Genomic DNA, 15776 nt, shown 5'->3' on the forward strand with positions numbered 1-15776 from the left:
AAATAAAACGTAGTTCCATTATTATCGGTCCTCTTTTCTATTTAACACTGTTAATGGAGAACCGATGACAAGATTACGTTACCCTGGAATGTCGACGTTGCTCTGTATGCCGCTGGTGCTGCAGGGCTGCGTCGCTGCTTCGTCAACGGGTACGGCAAGCAAGCCGCTGTTGACGGCGCAGGAAGCCGTCGCCTATACCGCAGAGAACTATTTCGCCCACGGTGGGCAGGTTCATGATTTGCAGGGAGCCTGGCAACCCCAACCCATCGTTCCCGACAACAATACCCCGTGGCGCGTCGCGACCTCCGGGGCCCCCTATAATGATATTCAGCAAGCGATTGATGCTGCCATTGCCCAGCATCAGGGAAGCGAACGCCTTTATATCCGCATCGATCCCGGCGTTTACACCGGAACGGTTTATATCCCCGACAATGCGCCGCCAATCACCCTTTTTGGTACCGGCAAACAGCCGCAGGACGTGAGAATCGAATTCGCGCTGGACTCGCAGTTTAGCCCAGCAACCTATCGCAAAACCGTCAGCGCAGACCGCTACCCGCCGGGTTCACCGGCTTACTACCAGTACGCACTGTGCGCCGGAAAAACCAGCGCGCTGATTGGCACCAACTGTGCCGCCGTTTTATGGGCGCAATGCCAAGATTTACAGCTTTATAACCTGACAATCGCTAACAGTTTGCTGGATACGGTGGACGGGGGTACCCATCAGGGCGTGGCGTTGCGTACCGACGGTGATCGTATCCAGCTACAACACGTCCGGTTGTTGGGACGTCAGGATACGCTGTATCTCAACGTCAGCGATCGCCACAACGAGGCGCTGACTGATAGGATCAACCGCGTACTGATGCAGGATAGTTACGTAGAGGGCGATGTGGATTACGTGTTTGGTCGCGCTAACGTCGTCTTTGACCGCGTGCATTTTCACACCGTCTCCAGCCGTCGCTCGCCGGAAGCGTATGTGCTCGCTCCTAATACGCTGCCGGATAATCCGTACGGTTTTCTGGTGACGAACAGCCGTTTTACCACCGATGATGGCTATAAAGGTGCGTTCAAAGCGAAACTCGGCCGCGCATGGGATCAGGGCGCTGGAAAGACGGGTTATCTGCCGGGTAAAACGGCGAGCGGTCAGGTGTTGATTGTTGATAGCACCATCGATAGCGGTTACGACGCACTGTCGCCTTGGGGGGCAGCGGCGACCACCGCAAGGCCGTATAAAGCGAATTCCAGCGCTTCACGAGAGCTTAACGACGTCAATTTCAACCGATTATGGGAGTGGAATACGCGCTGGGAGAAATAAGTCCAGTGCCAGAAAATCACGCACAAACGCACAGTCCGAGGGTAGATTCGGACTGTGCAACACTATTGTGCCTGTGGTTTCAAGCTGGCAGCAGCGTAATATTGGTCTTAATAATCTCTACCGAGCGGGCAAATTTCTCCCGCTCATCGTCGGCCAACTGAAGCTCGATTATCTGCTGTACACCGCTTTGCGCGAGCACCGCAGGTACACCGATTGCCACGCCATCAACGCCATACTCTCCATCCAGAATGCAGGAAATGGCCAGCGCGCGGTGGCTACCGGTAAAGATGTTGCGGCAAATTTCAGCAATCGTTCCCGCAATACCGTACTCCGTGCAGCCTTTACCCGCGTAAATTTCGAAACCCAGCTTGCGTACGTTATCCGCCATGGCCTGACGGTCGAGCGCTTTCCCCGTGCGATGCCGATAAACATTTTCAATGGGGGAGCCGTACACCGACGAATGTGACCAGACCGGGAACTGACTATCGCCGTGTTCGCCGAGAATAAATGCGTCAATACTCTGCGCGCCAATTTCCAGATCCTGAGCCAGCTTACGACGTAGACGTGTGGTATCGAGCCATACGCCGGTACCGATAACCTGGTTACGCGGCAGGCCGGAGAGCTGCCAGACCTGCCAGGTGATGATGTCACAAGGGTTGGTGGCAATCAGGAAAATACCGTTAAAGCCGCCAGCCATCATCTGCGGAACAATACTGTGAACGATATTGGCGGTGCTTTTCAGTTCATCAAGCCTCGTCTGACCGGGCTTGAGCGCGCCGCCGGAAACGGTAATAACCGCAATATCGACATCCGCACAGTCGCTGACGTCGCGACAGGAAATAGTCATCATTCCCGGCATATAGGCCGCGGCATCGCTGAGGTCCTGGGCATGGGCTTCGGCACGGGTCTTATTCAGATCGACCAGGATTAATTCTTCGCAAATATTCTGATTCAGCAGCGCATAGGCTGCCGATGCACCGACATTGCCGGCACCAATTATCATGACTTTACGCGCTTTCGTGTTCATGGTTATTCCATTGCATGGGCAAACAACAGGGGATAAAACTACTCGTTAACAAGTGGTTAGCGCAATAGCCGGCGACGATTATAAGTTAATGGTATGAGACTACACGAGGTCGAATGATAGAGTGAATAAACAACAATAGAACAGGAACCCGCTATGTACTCGACCGCCATAACACACGCTGCTAACCCGGATGTTAATGCCCTGATTGCTGAACTTGACCGCTATCAGGAGGCGCTCTATCCAGAGGAGAGCAATCACCTGCTGGATCTCTCACAGCTGCCGTCCGAGCAGCTTATCGTGATGCTTATCCGCAAAGGTGAAGAGGCGGTGGGATGCGGGGCGATTGTGCTGGGAGAAGAAGGACAGGGCGAGATGAAGCGGGTCTTTATTAACCCGACGCACCGTGGACAGCGTCTGGGTGAAACACTATTGGCAGAACTGGAAACCGCCGCATTGCAGCGCGGTTGCCGCATATTGCAACTGGAGACGGGCGTCCATCAACATGCGGCTATTTGCCTGTACCAGCGCTGTGGCTATCAACTGTGCGACGCTTTTGCGCCGTATCAGCCCGATCCGCTCAGCGTCTTTATGATGAAACCGCTGGTTCATCCAGAAGGGCAATAAAGGCTTCCAGTTGTCGGCTCATCGCCCCGCGTCGCCACACCAACCAGGTCGTTAGCCAGCGCCATTTCTCCGCCAACGGCCATGCCTCGACCTGATGATGTCCCGGCATGCTTTCCAGCATGCTGCGCGGGATTAACGCCAGCCCGGCCCCGGCAATCACGCAGGCCAGCATACCGTGATAGGACTCCATCTCATGAATGCGTCCGGGTGTCGCCTGATCGGCATGGAACCAGCTTTCGAAATGCCGACGGTAAGAACAGTTGGCGCGAAACGCATAGATACTGGCTCCGTTGACCTCACTGGCGCGGCTAAATGGCGGATGCCCGTGGGCGGCGACAATCATCATTTCCTCCGGGTAGACCGGCATACCGTCTAATCCTGGATGCATCACCGGCCCATCGACGAACGCGGCGCTGAGCGTGCCTTCCAGCACGCCGTCGGTCATTGTGCCTGACGGGCCGGTCGCTAAATCAAACTGGATACGCGGATAGCGCTGGTTATAGCGTGCCAGCGTTTCGGGAATGCGTACGGCGGCGGTACTCTCCAGCGCACCGAGGGAAAACAACCCCTGCGGCTCGTCTCCGGCAACCACCATGCGCGCTTCATCGACCAGCGAGAGGATCTGCTGGCTATAGCGCAGAAAACTATGCCCGGCGGGCGACAGACGTAGCCGTTGATTCTCCCGGATGAACAGCTCAACGCCGAGATCCGCTTCCAACTGGCGAATGCGGGTTGTCAGGTTAGAGGGCACGCGATGCACGCGCTGCGCCGCCTGGGTAATGCTGCCCGTCACGGCAACGGCGTTAAACATCTCAAGCTGGGTTAAATCCATAGCATTCTCATATCGTGAATGGTTCGGTTAATATTATTCATTTTTCATAAAAGGCAGGATAGGCGAAACTGTCACCACTGCGCAATTGATTGAGAGAGAAAAAAGATGACTTCACCTGCAACTCACGCCATCTCTATTAACCCGGCCAATGGCGAAACCATCGCGTCGCTGCCGTGGGCCACCGGCCCGGAAGTGGATATGGCTATTACGCTTGCTGATACGGCATTTCGTCAATGGCGCAAGACGGCAATTGAGCAGCGCGCCGATGCGCTGCGTGCGATGGGCCGTGTGCTGCGTGAACGTGGCGAAGAGATGGCACAATGTATTACCCGTGAAATGGGTAAACCGATTAAACAGGCGCGTGGCGAAGTGGCGAAATCGGCCCATCTGTGCGACTGGTATGCTGAACATGGCCCAGCGATGCTGGCGACCGAGTCTACCCAGGTTGAGAACAACCAGGCGGTGATTGAATACCGTCCGCTTGGTCCCGTTTTGGCGGTAATGCCGTGGAACTTCCCGCTGTGGCAGGTGCTGCGCGGGGCAGTGCCGATTATGCTCGCGGGTAATAGCTATCTTCTTAAGCATGCGCCTAACGTGATGGGCTGCGCAGCGCTGATTGGCGATATCGTGGCGCAAGCGGGTGTTCCGGCCGGCGTATTTAACTGGGTTAACGCGACTAACGATGGCGTGACGCAGATTATCAACGATCCGCGCATTGCGGCGGTTACCGTGACCGGTAGCGTACGTGCGGGTAAAGCGATTGGCGCTCAGGCGGGCGCAGCGCTGAAAAAATGCGTACTAGAGCTGGGCGGTTCCGATCCGTTTATCGTCCTGAACGATGCCGATATCGATATGGCGGTGCAGGCGGCGGTGATTGGGCGTTACCAGAATACCGGGCAGGTCTGCGCGGCGGCGAAACGCTTTATTGTTGAAGCGGGCATTGCTGAGCTGTTTACCGAGAAGTTTGTTGCGGCAGCGGCGGCGCTCAAAATGGGTGAACCGACCGATGAAGAGAACTATCTGGGGCCGATGGCGCGTTTTGATTTGCGCGACGAGCTGCATAACCAGGTGATGGCGACCGTTAGTGAGGGTGCATCTCTGCTGCTTGGCGGTGAACTGCTGAGTAGTGAAGGTAACTACTATCCGGCCACCGTACTGGCAAACGTGGCGCCGACCATGACCGCTTTCCGCCAGGAGATGTTTGGCCCGGTGGCGGCGATTACCGTCGCCCGTGATGCCAGTCATGCGCTGGCGCTGGCTAATGACAGTGAATTTGGTCTGTCTGCAACTATCTTTACCGGCGATACGGCAGTGGCTCAACGTTTTGCCGATGAGCTGGAGTGCGGTGGCGTGTTTATCAATGGCTATAGCGCTAGCGATGCGCGCGTTGCCTTCGGCGGCGTGAAGAAAAGCGGTTTTGGCCGTGAACTCTCGCACTTTGGTCTGCGCGAATTCTGTAATGTGCAGACGGTCTGGAAAGATAGACACTAAGCGAAACGACGTAGCCCTTAGGCTCTGCTATACTCCCAGGCCGAAAATAGCCTGTGGGCAAGGAGTGTAAGTGGCTACGGTTATCAATAATGCCATGCTGACATCTATTCTTGATGATGTCAGGCCGCTGATTGGGCAGGGGAAGGTGGCGGATTATATTCCGGCACTGGCCTGCGTCAGCGGCAATAAACTGGGGATTGCTATCAGCACCGTCGACGGGCAGCATTTTAGCGCGGGCGATGCCAATGAACGTTTTTCTATCCAGTCGATCTCGAAAGTCCTGAGTCTGGTGGTGGCGATGAATCACTATCCGGCTGAGGAGATCTGGTCCCGCGTCGGCAAAGATCCTTCCGGGCAACCCTTCAACTCCCTTTTGCAGCTCGAAATTGAGCAGGGCATCCCGCGCAATCCGTTTATTAACGCCGGGGCGCTGGTGGTCTGCGATATGCTGCAGGGGCGGCTTAGCGCTCCGCGTCAGCGGATGCTTGAAATTGTGCGCAAGCTTAGCGGTGTATCCAGCATTGCCTACGATGCGCAGGTGGCGCGTTCCGAATTTGAACACTCGGCGCGTAATGCGGCGATTGCCTGGCTGATGAAATCCTTTGGTAATTTCCATCATGATGTCACCACGGTGCTGCAAAACTATTTCCACTACTGCGCACTGGAAATGAACTGCGTAGAACTGGCGCACACCTTCTTGTTTCTGGCTAACCAGGGGAAGGCGCTCCATCTCGACGCGCCGGTTATCTCTCCGATGCAGGCTCGCCAGGTAAATGCGTTAATGGCAACCAGCGGGATGTATCAGAACGCCGGGGAATTTGCCTGGCGCGTGGGGCTACCGGCGAAATCCGGCGTTGGTGGCGGCGTGGTGGCAATTGTGCCGCATGAGATGGCGATTGCCGTCTGGAGCCCGGAGCTTGATGAAACGGGTAACTCGCTGGCAGGGGTCGCCGTGCTGGAAAAACTCACGCAACAAATAGGACGTTCGGTTTACTGATGGACGCGTTAGAAAGCCTGTTTGAACGACTGCAACGTTCACCGTTTCGCAGCCGTTTTCATCTGGGCGTAAAAGAACGGCAGTACTGTTATGACAAAGGGGCGGAGACTATCGACCAGCATGCGGCGGATTTTGTCGCGGGCAGGCTTGCTCCCGCCTGGCCCAAAAATGATGGTAAGCAAACGCCGATGCGCGGGCATCCCGTGTTCATTGCGCAGCATGCGACGGCAACCTGTTGTCGCGGTTGTCTCGAGAAATGGCACCGAATTCCTCAGGGACAGCCGCTTAGCACAGCGCAACAGCATTATGTGGTCAGCGTGATCCATCATTGGCTGGTGCTGCAGATGAATCGTCCCGATCGCTAACATTTATAGGTTTATTCTGAAAAGCTATCTATTCTGATAGGTTGAAGTGACATCGCTCGTTGAATATGATATGCCGGGCGACGTATCGGAATAAATTGTGTTATGAATGCATTTGGCAAGCAAATTACGAATAATGAGGTGACGGGTACCCGGTTTGTCAGACGAATGTATCTGATGCGGATGCTTGGCACCTTTTTGTGCTTCTTGCCTATTGTTTCTGTACTGATTGAACGTCATCAGCCGGTCTATTTTGAACTGCTGCTGGCGTGCAATGCCTTCATCTGGCCAACGGTGGCCTATCTACGTGCTGTCAAAGCGCCCATTCCCCGCGATGCTGAATTTGAGAATCTGCTCTTTGATGCCGGAGCCGGGGGATTCTGGATAGCCATGATGGCGGTCAATCCGTTACCTTCGGTGACGATTGCCACGATCCTTTTAGCGGATAGACTTTCTGCCGGAGGGATCCCGCTGATGCGTAAAGCGGCGGCGACGATGCTCAGCGTCTTTGCCGGTACCTGGGTGCTTACGGGAATGCCGTTTAACGGATTCGTGTCGCAGCAGACGATGCTGGCGACGCTACCGCTTATCTCGCTCTATTTGCTCGCCCTGAGCTTTATGACCGATAGCATTGCGGTGAAGCTACGGCTGAAAAGCCAGGAGCTTGAACGTATTGCGATGCTCGATCCCCTCCTTGATATCGCGAACCGTCGTCTTCTTGAGCAGCGTATTGCCTGGGAACTGATTCGTCTCAAGCAACACTGCGGCCATTCGCTGCTGATGTTTATCGATCTTGATAACTTCAAAGAGATTAACGATCGTCACGGGCACAAGGTCGGCGACGTGATGCTGAAAACCGTCTCACAGATCCTGCAGATGGCGACGCGGGGGACCGATACGCCCGCAAGGCTGGGGGGAGACGAATTTGTTATCTTGCTGCCCGATACGTCACTGGAAGAGGGGCGCGGCATTGCGCAGCGAATTATGGATGCGACTGCGGTGGTGACGGAGCGCCCGGATCATCACCAGACGCTGACCCTGAGTATCGGTATTGCCGATGCGCTTCCTGATATGCATGAAGTTTCTGATTGGCTACAGGCGGCGGATAGCGCGCTGTATGAAGCGAAGCGTCGGGGAAAGAATCAAATATTTGCCCACTAAAGGCATAAGAATATCCAATGACAAAGGGCGTTGTGTTATCAAATTGTTAGCGTGATAGTAGTGCGCATATCAACAAGGAGAAGAACATGACCGCGACTTTCACTCTACACACCTTTTCTGAGGCCGACATTCTTGCCAATCTGGCGCCACTGTCTGACGTTCTCAGTAACTGCGTCAACGGCGGCGCTTCAGTCAGTTTTATGCAGCCTTTCAAGCCTGAAACAGCGCTGGCTTTCTGGCAGCGCATGGCGGCAAGCGTGGGGCGTGAAGAGCGCGTGGTGCTGGTGGCAAAGAACGCCGAGCAGAATATTGTTGGCACGGTGCAATTAGTTGTCGACCAGCCTGAGAACCAGCCACATCGCGCTGATGTGGCTAAGTTGCTGGTGCATGAAAGTGCGCGCCGTAGCGGCATTGCCCGCGCTCTGATGCAGCGTCTGGAGGAGATTGCCGCGGATGCGCAGAAAAGCGTGCTGGTGCTGGATACCGCCACGGGTAGCGGCGCTGAGACATTCTATACGCGCTGTGGCTGGCAGAAAGTCGGCGAAGTCCCGCGCTATGCCTATATGCCTGATGGCGAACTCACGGCAACCTCAATATTTTACAAATTTTTATAGATTCACTATTTATTCTCTCACTTTTGATCAAAACAGGGTTTCATAAGCGGAAAATCTGATAAGTTATTAGACCAATTGAGCAGGTTGTATGACTAATCCAGAAAGGAACCCATTGTGAAAACACTGAACCGCCATGATTTCCCCGGTGCCCAATACCCTGAACGCATTATCCAGTTCGGCGAAGGCAACTTCCTGCGCGCCTTCGTTGACTGGCAGATTGACCTGCTGAACGAACATACCGACCTGAATTCTGGTGTGGTGATCGTTCGTCCTATCGCGAGCGATTTCCCGCCATCTCTGAGCACCCAGGATGGTCTGTACACGACCATCATCCGTGGCCTGAATGAGAAGGGTGAAGCCGTCAGCGACGCGCGCCTGATTCGTTCTGTAAACCGTGAAATCAGCGCCTATGCTGACTATGCCGAGTTCCTCAAACTGGCACACAACCCTGACATGCGTTTTGTGTTTTCCAACACTACCGAAGCGGGCATCAGCTACCATGCGGGTGACAAATTTGATGATGCGCCAGCGGTAAGCTACCCGGCTAAACTGACGCGTCTGCTGTTCGAACGCTTCACCCATTTCAACGGTGCTGCGGATAAAGGCTGGGTGATCATTCCTTGCGAACTGATCGACTATAACGGTGAAGCGCTGCATGAGCTGGTTGTGCGTTATGCGCAAGAGTGGGCGCTGCCGGCAGCATTCATGACCTGGTTGAACGAATCCAACGCTTTCTGCTCAACGCTGGTGGACCGTATTGTTACCGGCTACCCACGCGACGAAGCGGCTAAACTGGAAGCGGAACTCGGCTATAAAGACGGTTTCCTCGATACCGCTGAACACTTCTACCTGTTTGTTATTCAGGGGCCTAAATCATTGGCCAGCGAACTGCGCCTGGACAAACTGGCGCTGAACGTGCTGATTGTCGACGACATCAAACCGTATAAAGAACGTAAAGTAGCTATCCTCAACGGTGCGCACACGGCGCTGGTTCCGGTAGCATTCCAGGCGGGGATTGATACCGTGGGCGAAGCAATGAACGATGCTGAAATCTGCGCGTTCGTTGAGAAAGCCATCTACGAAGAAATTATTCCGGTACTGGATCTGCCAAAAGACGAGCTGGAGTCTTTCGCCAGCGCGGTGACCGGCCGTTTCCGTAACCCGTACATCAAACACCAGCTGCTCTCCATTGCGCTGAACGGCATGACCAAATTCCGTACACGTATCCTGCCGCAGCTGCTGGCAGGGCAGAAGGCGAGCGGTAAACTGCCAGCACGTCTGACCTTTGCGCTGGCAGCGCTGATTGCCTTCTACCGCGCAGAGCGTAACGGTGAAGCATACCCGGTGCAGGACGACGCGCACTGGATTGACCGTTACCAGCAGCTGTGGGCTCAGCATCGCGACCAGCAGATTAGCACCACCGACCTGGTGAAAGCGGTGCTGTCCGTGAGCGATCACTGGGAACAAGATCTTACACAGGTTGATGGATTGGTCGAACAGGTTGCAGCTGACCTCGACGCTATTCTGACTCAGGGCATGCGCAAAGCCGTACAACCGCTCTGCTAATTTGTCTGAAGTCCGAACCTAACCCGGCTCCGGCCGGGTTTTTTTATAACGGGGTCCACCTGGAAAACGGGAATCATCCTGGATAGGAATCGGACGTTTTGACAAAATCGATAAAAGCGCGAAGCGGAGGCGGCACCAGCTTGCCCCCCGAATAGTAAAGAAACGGCCCCGTAAAGGTCTGCCACCAGGGTTCAAGTATGGGCTCGAGCCGCCCGCTTTCCAACCACGGCTGAAGCCATGCCTCAAAAAGATAGATAACGCCCACGCCTTCCGCTGCCATCGCGACGCCCATATCTACAGCGCTGCCCCCGCTATAGATCAGCGGGCCATGTGGGTCTATGTGGTAAATCTCCCCGTCACGTTGGTAAGTCCAGCGTTCCAGATTCCCTTTAGCAAAACGGCCGCGCAGGCAAGGCAGCTTCAGTAAATCATGGGGATGCTGAGGACGCCCAAATTGTTCGAGAAGCGCAGGCGCAGCAGCCGTGGCAAACCGCTGCTCGCGTGGGCCAATCGGGATGGCAATCATGTCCTGCTCCAGTCTCTCGTCATAGCGAATACCGGCATCGCAGCCCGCAACCAGAATGTCAATGACGCCACTTTCTGCCACCACTTCCACGCTAATGTCCGGGTAGCGTTGCAGAAAACGCGTCAGCAATGGGGCCAAAAAAAGTCGCGTCGCATTAACCGGAACGTTCAGCCGCAGATTTCCGGCGGGTTTGTCCCGGGATGACGTTACCGTTTTTAACGCCAGAGAGAGCTCGGCAAAAGCAGGTGTAATACGCTCCAACAACTGAGCGCCTTGCTCGGTGACCGATACGCTGCGCGTAGTGCGGTGCAGCAGACGAACACCAAGGTGTGTTTCCAGCCGTCGTACCGCATCGCTTAAGCCTGAAGGACTTAGCTGCAGTAATCGCGCCGCTTCGCGAAAGCCTCCGGCATGCGCTACCGCTGCAAAAGCTTTCAAGTCGCCCAGTTCATCCGTTGTGCGCTTTGGCATATTGGTTTTCTCTATAGCCGCGGGAATTATGCGATTATGCACCTCATTGTCCGTTTTATCGAACAACCTGTGCGGACTTAGCGGTCTTATCTGCCGGACAACATACGACTATGATCATTCCCATCAACCCCACAGGAGAAAATCATATGTCTACGCAAAAACATTTAGCGCTTGTCACTGGCGCCACTTCCGGTATCGGTCAGGCATTCGCTCGCCGGCTGGCGAATAAGGGTTACAACGTGATTGCCGTTGGTCGCCGCCAGGAACGTCTGGATGCGCTGGCCGCTGAGTTTCCGGCGGGACAAATTCGTGGTGTGGTGGCCGATTTAAGCTGCGCTGAAGGCGTTAACCGCATTCGCGAGCTTTGCCATGATGAACCTCTGGCGCTGTTAATCAACAACGCAGGTGTCTCTCACTATATGGGCTTTACCGCGCTGCCGCTGGAAAAAGCACAAGAGCTACTGCAGGTAAAAGTGGTTGCTCCGACACTTCTGGCGCACGCCGCGGCACCGGGTATGGTGGAACGGGAAGAGGGCACCATCATCAATGTCGCTGGCATGTTGGGATTTGGTGCCACAGCACCGCTCGGTCAGGCAGCAGGCCGTGCCACTTATGTCGCTTCACTGTCGCATCTGATTTCGCTTTCGCTGGCTCTGCATGAAGAACTGACGCCTGCAGGCCTGAAGGTGCAGGTGCTTTGTCCGGGGGTTGTTGCTACAGAATTCCACGAGCGGCAGGGGATGGATCTTAGCGCCATTCCGCGTATGACGGCTGAAGATGTCGTCACCGCCAGCCTGCGCTCGGTAGAGCTGGGAGAAATGCTTTGCGCGCCGGGTGTAGAAGATAAGTCGCTTATCGATCAGGCGCTACAACAGAATTTACTGGCGTTTGGCGGGCAGTCGCCTGCGTTGGCAAGCCGCTACCTATAAACGTAGCCCGGACGAGGCGAAGCCGACTCCGGGATTACACGATACCTTCTAATAGAACATTAATTAGTTACAACATACAGTTATTACCTTCTCTATATCCCCGCTTTAACCCCGTGCAAACAAAGCTAAACAGCACAAAAAGGGCCACACCAGCATACCATCACCCCCTCAGTACCGCTTGAATACATGACCAAGATCACGTTTAATACACAACTTATTAACCTGATTGAAAAACTCATGATCGTTCGTCCTAACCAGCATTGGCTGGCACGCATTTTCGTCTGGCACGGCTCTGTACTGCCAAAAATCTTCTCTCGCTTACTGCTCAATTTCTTGTTGTCGATAGTCGTGATCCTCATTCTGCCGTGGTATTCCTCGTTGGGCTTCAAGCTTACCGTGGCACCGTTTAGCATTCTTGGCGTGGCTATCGCGATATTTCTCGGCTTCCGTAACAATGCCTGCTACTCGCGTTACGTCGAAGCGCGCCAACTTTGGGGGCAGCTAATGATTGCCTCCCGGTCTCTGCTGTGCGAGGTGAAAAACACCCTCCATGACGACCCGCACGTGGGGGAGTTTGTTCGTTTGCAAATCGCGTTTGCCCATTGTTTGCGCCTCACGCTCCGTCGCCAGCCTAATCGTGTTGTGCTGGCCAAATACCTCTCTGAAGCGCACCTGGCCCAGGTGCTGGCCGCTCAGTCACCGGCTAACCGTATTCTGCTTATCATGGGAGAATGGCTGGCCGAACGCCGCCGCTCCGGGGCACTGTCCGATATTCTGTTCCACAGTCTCAATATTCGTCTCAACGATATGTCTATCGTGCTGGCCGGTTGCGAACGTATTGCCAATACGCCGGTGCCGTTTGCCTATTCGCTGATCCTGCATCGCACCGTTTATCTGTTCTGCATCATGCTGCCGTTCGCGCTGGTTGTTGACCTGCACTACATGACGCCGTTTATCTCGGTGCTGATTTCGTACACCTTTATCTCGCTCGATACGCTGGCGGAAGAGCTTGAAGAACCCTTCGGTATGGAAAATAATGACTTACCGCTGGACGCTATCTGTAACGCTATCGAGATAGATTTGCTGCAAATGAATGATGAGTCGCAGATACCCGCCCGGATCATCGCTGATAAATACTATCAGCTGAACTAAGAGAGGCATCAATGACCGTCACATTTCGTCCGGTACAGGCAGAAGATAAAGCGCAGTGGTTGGCGCTATGGCAGGGCTATTGCGGGTTTTACGCCAGTAGCGTGCCTGCGGACGTTACCGAACACACCTGGCAGCGTATGTTAGATCCTCAGTCGCCCATTTTTTGTCGTGTGGCGCTGGTTGAAGGGCAGCTGGCAGGCTTTGCGCTTTGCGTATTGCATGAAGGTACCTGGGTTACGGCGCCTATCTGTTATCTGGAAGACCTGTTCGTTGACCCAGCATTCCGCGGTAACGGGGTAGCGCGCTCGCTCATACAATTTGTGCTAAACGAAGGAAAAGAGCAGGGATGGTCACGCTTCTATTGGCATACGCGTATTCATAATCCGGCGCGTAAGCTTTATGATGAGTTTGTCACCGCTGATGATTTCGTACGTTATTCTGTTACGCTTTAAACTAAACAAACAGAATAAATCATTAAGGTTTTCCATGTTTAATGGTTGCACCGACATAAGGAGAATCAGAATGGAAAAAAGAATCGAAACTGCCGTGAACATCATTGTGTTCATTTCACTCTTCGCAACCGCTTGGGACTTATCGCTGGTTCGCGCCTTCAACTGGTAGCACTTAACCCCCGATAACACACTCCTGTTCGGGCGCAGACTACGGCTGCGCCCTTAAGCAGCGGACGAATCTTCAGATAATCAACGGCTTTTAGGCTAATTACCCACAAGGTTGTGCACCGTTTCTGTGGATAACATTTCTGGCTAATGCTCGATTGCCATTCCCCGGAAGGTTTTGCGCCATTCCACCGGGCTGACGCCCAGTTTCTCGCGAAATATCTGGCGGAAGGTGATGGAAGATTGAAATCCTGACCGTTCCGCAACCTGTTCGACGCTGAGTTCACTGCTTTCTAGCAGCGTCTGGCTGCGACGCAGACGTTCAGTGGTTATCCATTCACCAATCGACATGCCGGTCGCTTTTTGGAAATGGCGAGTCAGCGTGCGACGGCTCATCGCCACGCGCTCGGCCAGCATATCAATCTGATGTACCTGTTGAAGATTATCCTGCAGGTAGGCCAGAAGTTGGTTAATGCGGGTATCCTCGGTACGGTGTGGCACCACCTGTTCAATGTACTGAGCCTGTCCACCTTCACGATAGGGTGGCGTCACCATTCGTCTGGCTATCTGGTTAGCTGCACGGGCGCCAAAACGCTGACGAATCACATACAGGCAGCAGTCCAGCGCGGCGGCAGTCCCGGCTGAAGTGATGATACCGTCGTCATCGGTATAGAGGACGTTGACATCAAGTCTCGCCTTCGGAAACAGCTGCTCGAACGCTTTTTCATATTCCCAGTGAGTGACGGCACGCCGATTGTCGAGTAGCCCAGCATAGGCCAGGGCGAACGTTCCAAGGCATAGGCCAACTAGCGTTGCGCCGTTTTTGTGGGCGGCAGTTAGTCCCTCCAGAAGGGCTATTGATGGTTTTTCATCCACATGCCGCCAGAAGGGAACAATCACGATATCGCAGTGGGCCAGGGCCGAAAAATCGCTATCGGCTTGAACCGCTGTTCCTTCTTTTGACCACACCAGGCCCGGCGTTTCGGCGCAGATAAAGCGGGTGAAACGAGGCTGCTCGCTCACATTGTCGCCAAATAAAATCAGCGGCACAGAGAAGTGAAAGGTACTGAAACCCTCGCTCGCAACAATCGCAATCGTGGTGGTGGTCATAGGGTTAATCTCCGCTATAAAGTGACAGTGTCACCATCATCTGGGGCATGAACGACATCTGCCATCTTATTATCTTCAGCATAGGTACGTAGGGTGCGGCGGGTGACTAAGCAGTGGTTTACCGCTTCCATATGGGTGGCCACAATCTGCGCGTGCGGCAGAAGATGGTGCGCTTTCAATACGTCTTCCAGCCCAAAGATGATTGGGCCAAACCCAAGCACATGCGCCCAGCCGGTGTTCATGATAACGACACCAGGCTGATACCGATGCATGTTATCCGCTACGCCTTCAATCCAGATTGAGTCCCCCACCAGGTACAGCGTTTTCTCTGTGGGATGCTGGAAAATTACACCGCAGGCTTCGCCCAGACGTTCAGCCAGTTCAGGAACCGCGTAGGCTTCATCAGAACCATGCTGGCCGTCAGTTTTAGTCAGCGTGATATCGCCGAAGGTACTGGTTGCTGAAAGTTGCTGCAACCGGGTAAAGCCCTGCCCGCGAAGCAACGCTTCGTCACGGTCGTTCTGAACATAAATGAGCATTGATTTTGGGATGACGCTTGCAGCGGTTTCATCCCAGTGGTCGGGGTGAGTGTGGGTCACGATGATGGCATCGACATCCAGCAGTGCGTCAATTTCACACGGTAATTCCACCATAGGGTTGCGAACCTCCGCACGAGCGGTGCCGGGAAAACCGGGATATGCGTCTTTCGGTGCCAGCATAGGGTCAATCAAAAAACGTTTTCCAGCATAGGTAATCAGCTGAGTAGCATTGCGGATCTGGGTAATGTTCATCGTGGCATCCTCGTGTTCGGTTTTGATAAACACATTATGCGCATTACGATGCTACTGCGCCGCTGGCTAAAAGCCAACATTCGATGTGATTGGGCCATTTTGGCGAGCGTTTATGCCATCACGGCATGGGAATCATGAAAAATGAGTATGGAATTTGGTCTGTTGGGCCGTAGACAGGGTCGTTAAATTGTATT

General features: G+C 54.2%; 16 protein-coding genes. 11 read left to right on the forward strand and 5 right to left on the reverse strand.

The genetic code is table 11. The annotated features are described in order from the left end of the window. Window positions 1-64 precede the first annotated feature (64 nt). Window positions 65-1312: a putative acyl-CoA thioester hydrolase gene (locus RDN66_RS01080; protein WP_308537460.1), complete on the forward strand. Its 1248-nt coding sequence runs from the start codon at window positions 65-67 to the stop codon at window positions 1310-1312. Window positions 1313-1391: 79 nt separating this feature from the next. On the opposite strand, the gene RDN66_RS01085 is transcribed toward RDN66_RS01080, so the two are convergent. Continuing rightward, the gene (locus RDN66_RS01085; protein WP_035897708.1) at window positions 1392-2339 is read right to left on the reverse strand and encodes an L-lactate dehydrogenase; all 948 of its coding nucleotides are present in this window, start codon (window positions 2337-2339) and stop codon (window positions 1392-1394) included. A 153-nt stretch (window positions 2340-2492) separates the two neighbouring features. On the opposite strand from RDN66_RS01085, the gene RDN66_RS01090 reads away from it, so the two are divergent. Continuing rightward, window positions 2493-2963, forward strand: coding sequence for a GNAT family N-acetyltransferase (locus RDN66_RS01090; protein WP_035897706.1), 471 nt, complete (start codon window positions 2493-2495; stop codon window positions 2961-2963). Here the strand turns inward: RDN66_RS01090 and RDN66_RS01095 are convergent. Continuing rightward, window positions 2926-3795 (reverse strand): LysR family transcriptional regulator, encoded by an 870-nt coding sequence (locus RDN66_RS01095; protein WP_308537462.1) that lies wholly within the window; start codon window positions 3793-3795, stop codon window positions 2926-2928. The two genes, RDN66_RS01090 and RDN66_RS01095, sit on opposite strands and share 38 nt — an antisense overlap. 105 nt (window positions 3796-3900) lie before the next feature. On the opposite strand from RDN66_RS01095, the gene sad reads away from it, so the two are divergent. The 6 genes from sad (at window position 3901) to RDN66_RS01125 (ending at window position 9986) form a co-directional block, all read left to right on the forward strand. Then, the gene (sad, locus tag RDN66_RS01100; protein ID WP_202215747.1) at window positions 3901-5286 is read left to right on the forward strand and encodes a succinate-semialdehyde dehydrogenase; all 1386 of its coding nucleotides are present in this window, start codon (window positions 3901-3903) and stop codon (window positions 5284-5286) included. Between the two features lie 70 nt (window positions 5287-5356). Next, window positions 5357-6283 (forward strand): glutaminase B, encoded by a 927-nt coding sequence (glsB, locus tag RDN66_RS01105; protein WP_202215746.1) that lies wholly within the window; start codon window positions 5357-5359, stop codon window positions 6281-6283. After that, window positions 6283-6648, forward strand: coding sequence for a DUF4186 domain-containing protein (locus tag RDN66_RS01110; protein ID WP_202215745.1), 366 nt, complete (start codon window positions 6283-6285; stop codon window positions 6646-6648). The genes glsB and RDN66_RS01110 overlap by 1 nt, the downstream gene beginning before the upstream one ends. A 165-nt stretch (window positions 6649-6813) precedes the next feature. After that, window positions 6814-7806 (forward strand): sensor domain-containing diguanylate cyclase, encoded by a 993-nt coding sequence (locus RDN66_RS01115; protein ID WP_035895102.1) that lies wholly within the window; start codon window positions 6814-6816, stop codon window positions 7804-7806. Between the two features lie 86 nt (window positions 7807-7892). Then, window positions 7893-8420 carry a GNAT family N-acetyltransferase gene (locus RDN66_RS01120; RefSeq protein WP_202215744.1) on the forward strand — a complete coding sequence of 176 codons (528 nt, stop codon included), beginning with the start codon at window positions 7893-7895 and terminating at the stop codon, window positions 8418-8420. Window positions 8421-8534: 114 nt separating this feature from the next. Next, window positions 8535-9986: a tagaturonate reductase gene (locus RDN66_RS01125; RefSeq protein WP_308537463.1), complete on the forward strand. Its 1452-nt coding sequence runs from the start codon at window positions 8535-8537 to the stop codon at window positions 9984-9986. Window positions 9987-10059: 73 nt separating this feature from the next. Here RDN66_RS01125 and RDN66_RS01130 read toward each other — a convergent pair whose 3' ends face one another. Beyond that, complete coding sequence (locus RDN66_RS01130) at window positions 10060-10983, reverse strand: LysR family transcriptional regulator (protein ID WP_202215742.1); 924 nt, start codon at window positions 10981-10983, stop codon at window positions 10060-10062. A gap of 146 nt (window positions 10984-11129) precedes the next feature. Here RDN66_RS01130 and RDN66_RS01135 point away from each other — a divergent pair, with 146 nt between their 5' ends. The 3 genes from RDN66_RS01135 to RDN66_RS01145 all read left to right on the forward strand — a co-directional run bounded on the left by RDN66_RS01135 (window position 11130) and on the right by RDN66_RS01145 (window position 13516). Continuing rightward, on the forward strand, window positions 11130-11912 hold the full coding sequence (locus tag RDN66_RS01135) for an SDR family oxidoreductase (protein WP_035895106.1): 783 nt from the start codon (window positions 11130-11132) through the stop codon (window positions 11910-11912). Window positions 11913-12149: 237 nt separating this feature from the next. Beyond that, window positions 12150-13064, forward strand: coding sequence for a bestrophin family protein (locus tag RDN66_RS01140; RefSeq protein ID WP_202215741.1), 915 nt, complete (start codon window positions 12150-12152; stop codon window positions 13062-13064). Window positions 13065-13075: 11 nt separating this feature from the next. After that, window positions 13076-13516: a GNAT family N-acetyltransferase gene (locus RDN66_RS01145; protein WP_035895107.1), complete on the forward strand. Its 441-nt coding sequence runs from the start codon at window positions 13076-13078 to the stop codon at window positions 13514-13516. Window positions 13517-13828: 312 nt separating this feature from the next. On the opposite strand, the gene RDN66_RS01150 is transcribed toward RDN66_RS01145, so the two are convergent. Both RDN66_RS01150 and RDN66_RS01155 read right to left on the reverse strand, forming a co-directional pair. Then, complete coding sequence (locus tag RDN66_RS01150) at window positions 13829-14791, reverse strand: GlxA family transcriptional regulator (protein WP_202215740.1); 963 nt, start codon at window positions 14789-14791, stop codon at window positions 13829-13831. Window positions 14792-14805: 14 nt separating this feature from the next. After that, on the reverse strand, window positions 14806-15582 hold the full coding sequence (locus RDN66_RS01155) for an MBL fold metallo-hydrolase (protein WP_202218052.1): 777 nt from the start codon (window positions 15580-15582) through the stop codon (window positions 14806-14808). Window positions 15583-15776 lie beyond the last annotated feature (194 nt).

Origin of the sequence: uncultured Kluyvera sp. (assembly GCF_902485085.1) — a bacterium.
GTDB classification, from domain to species: domain Bacteria; phylum Pseudomonadota; class Gammaproteobacteria; order Enterobacterales; family Enterobacteriaceae; genus Kluyvera; species Kluyvera ascorbata.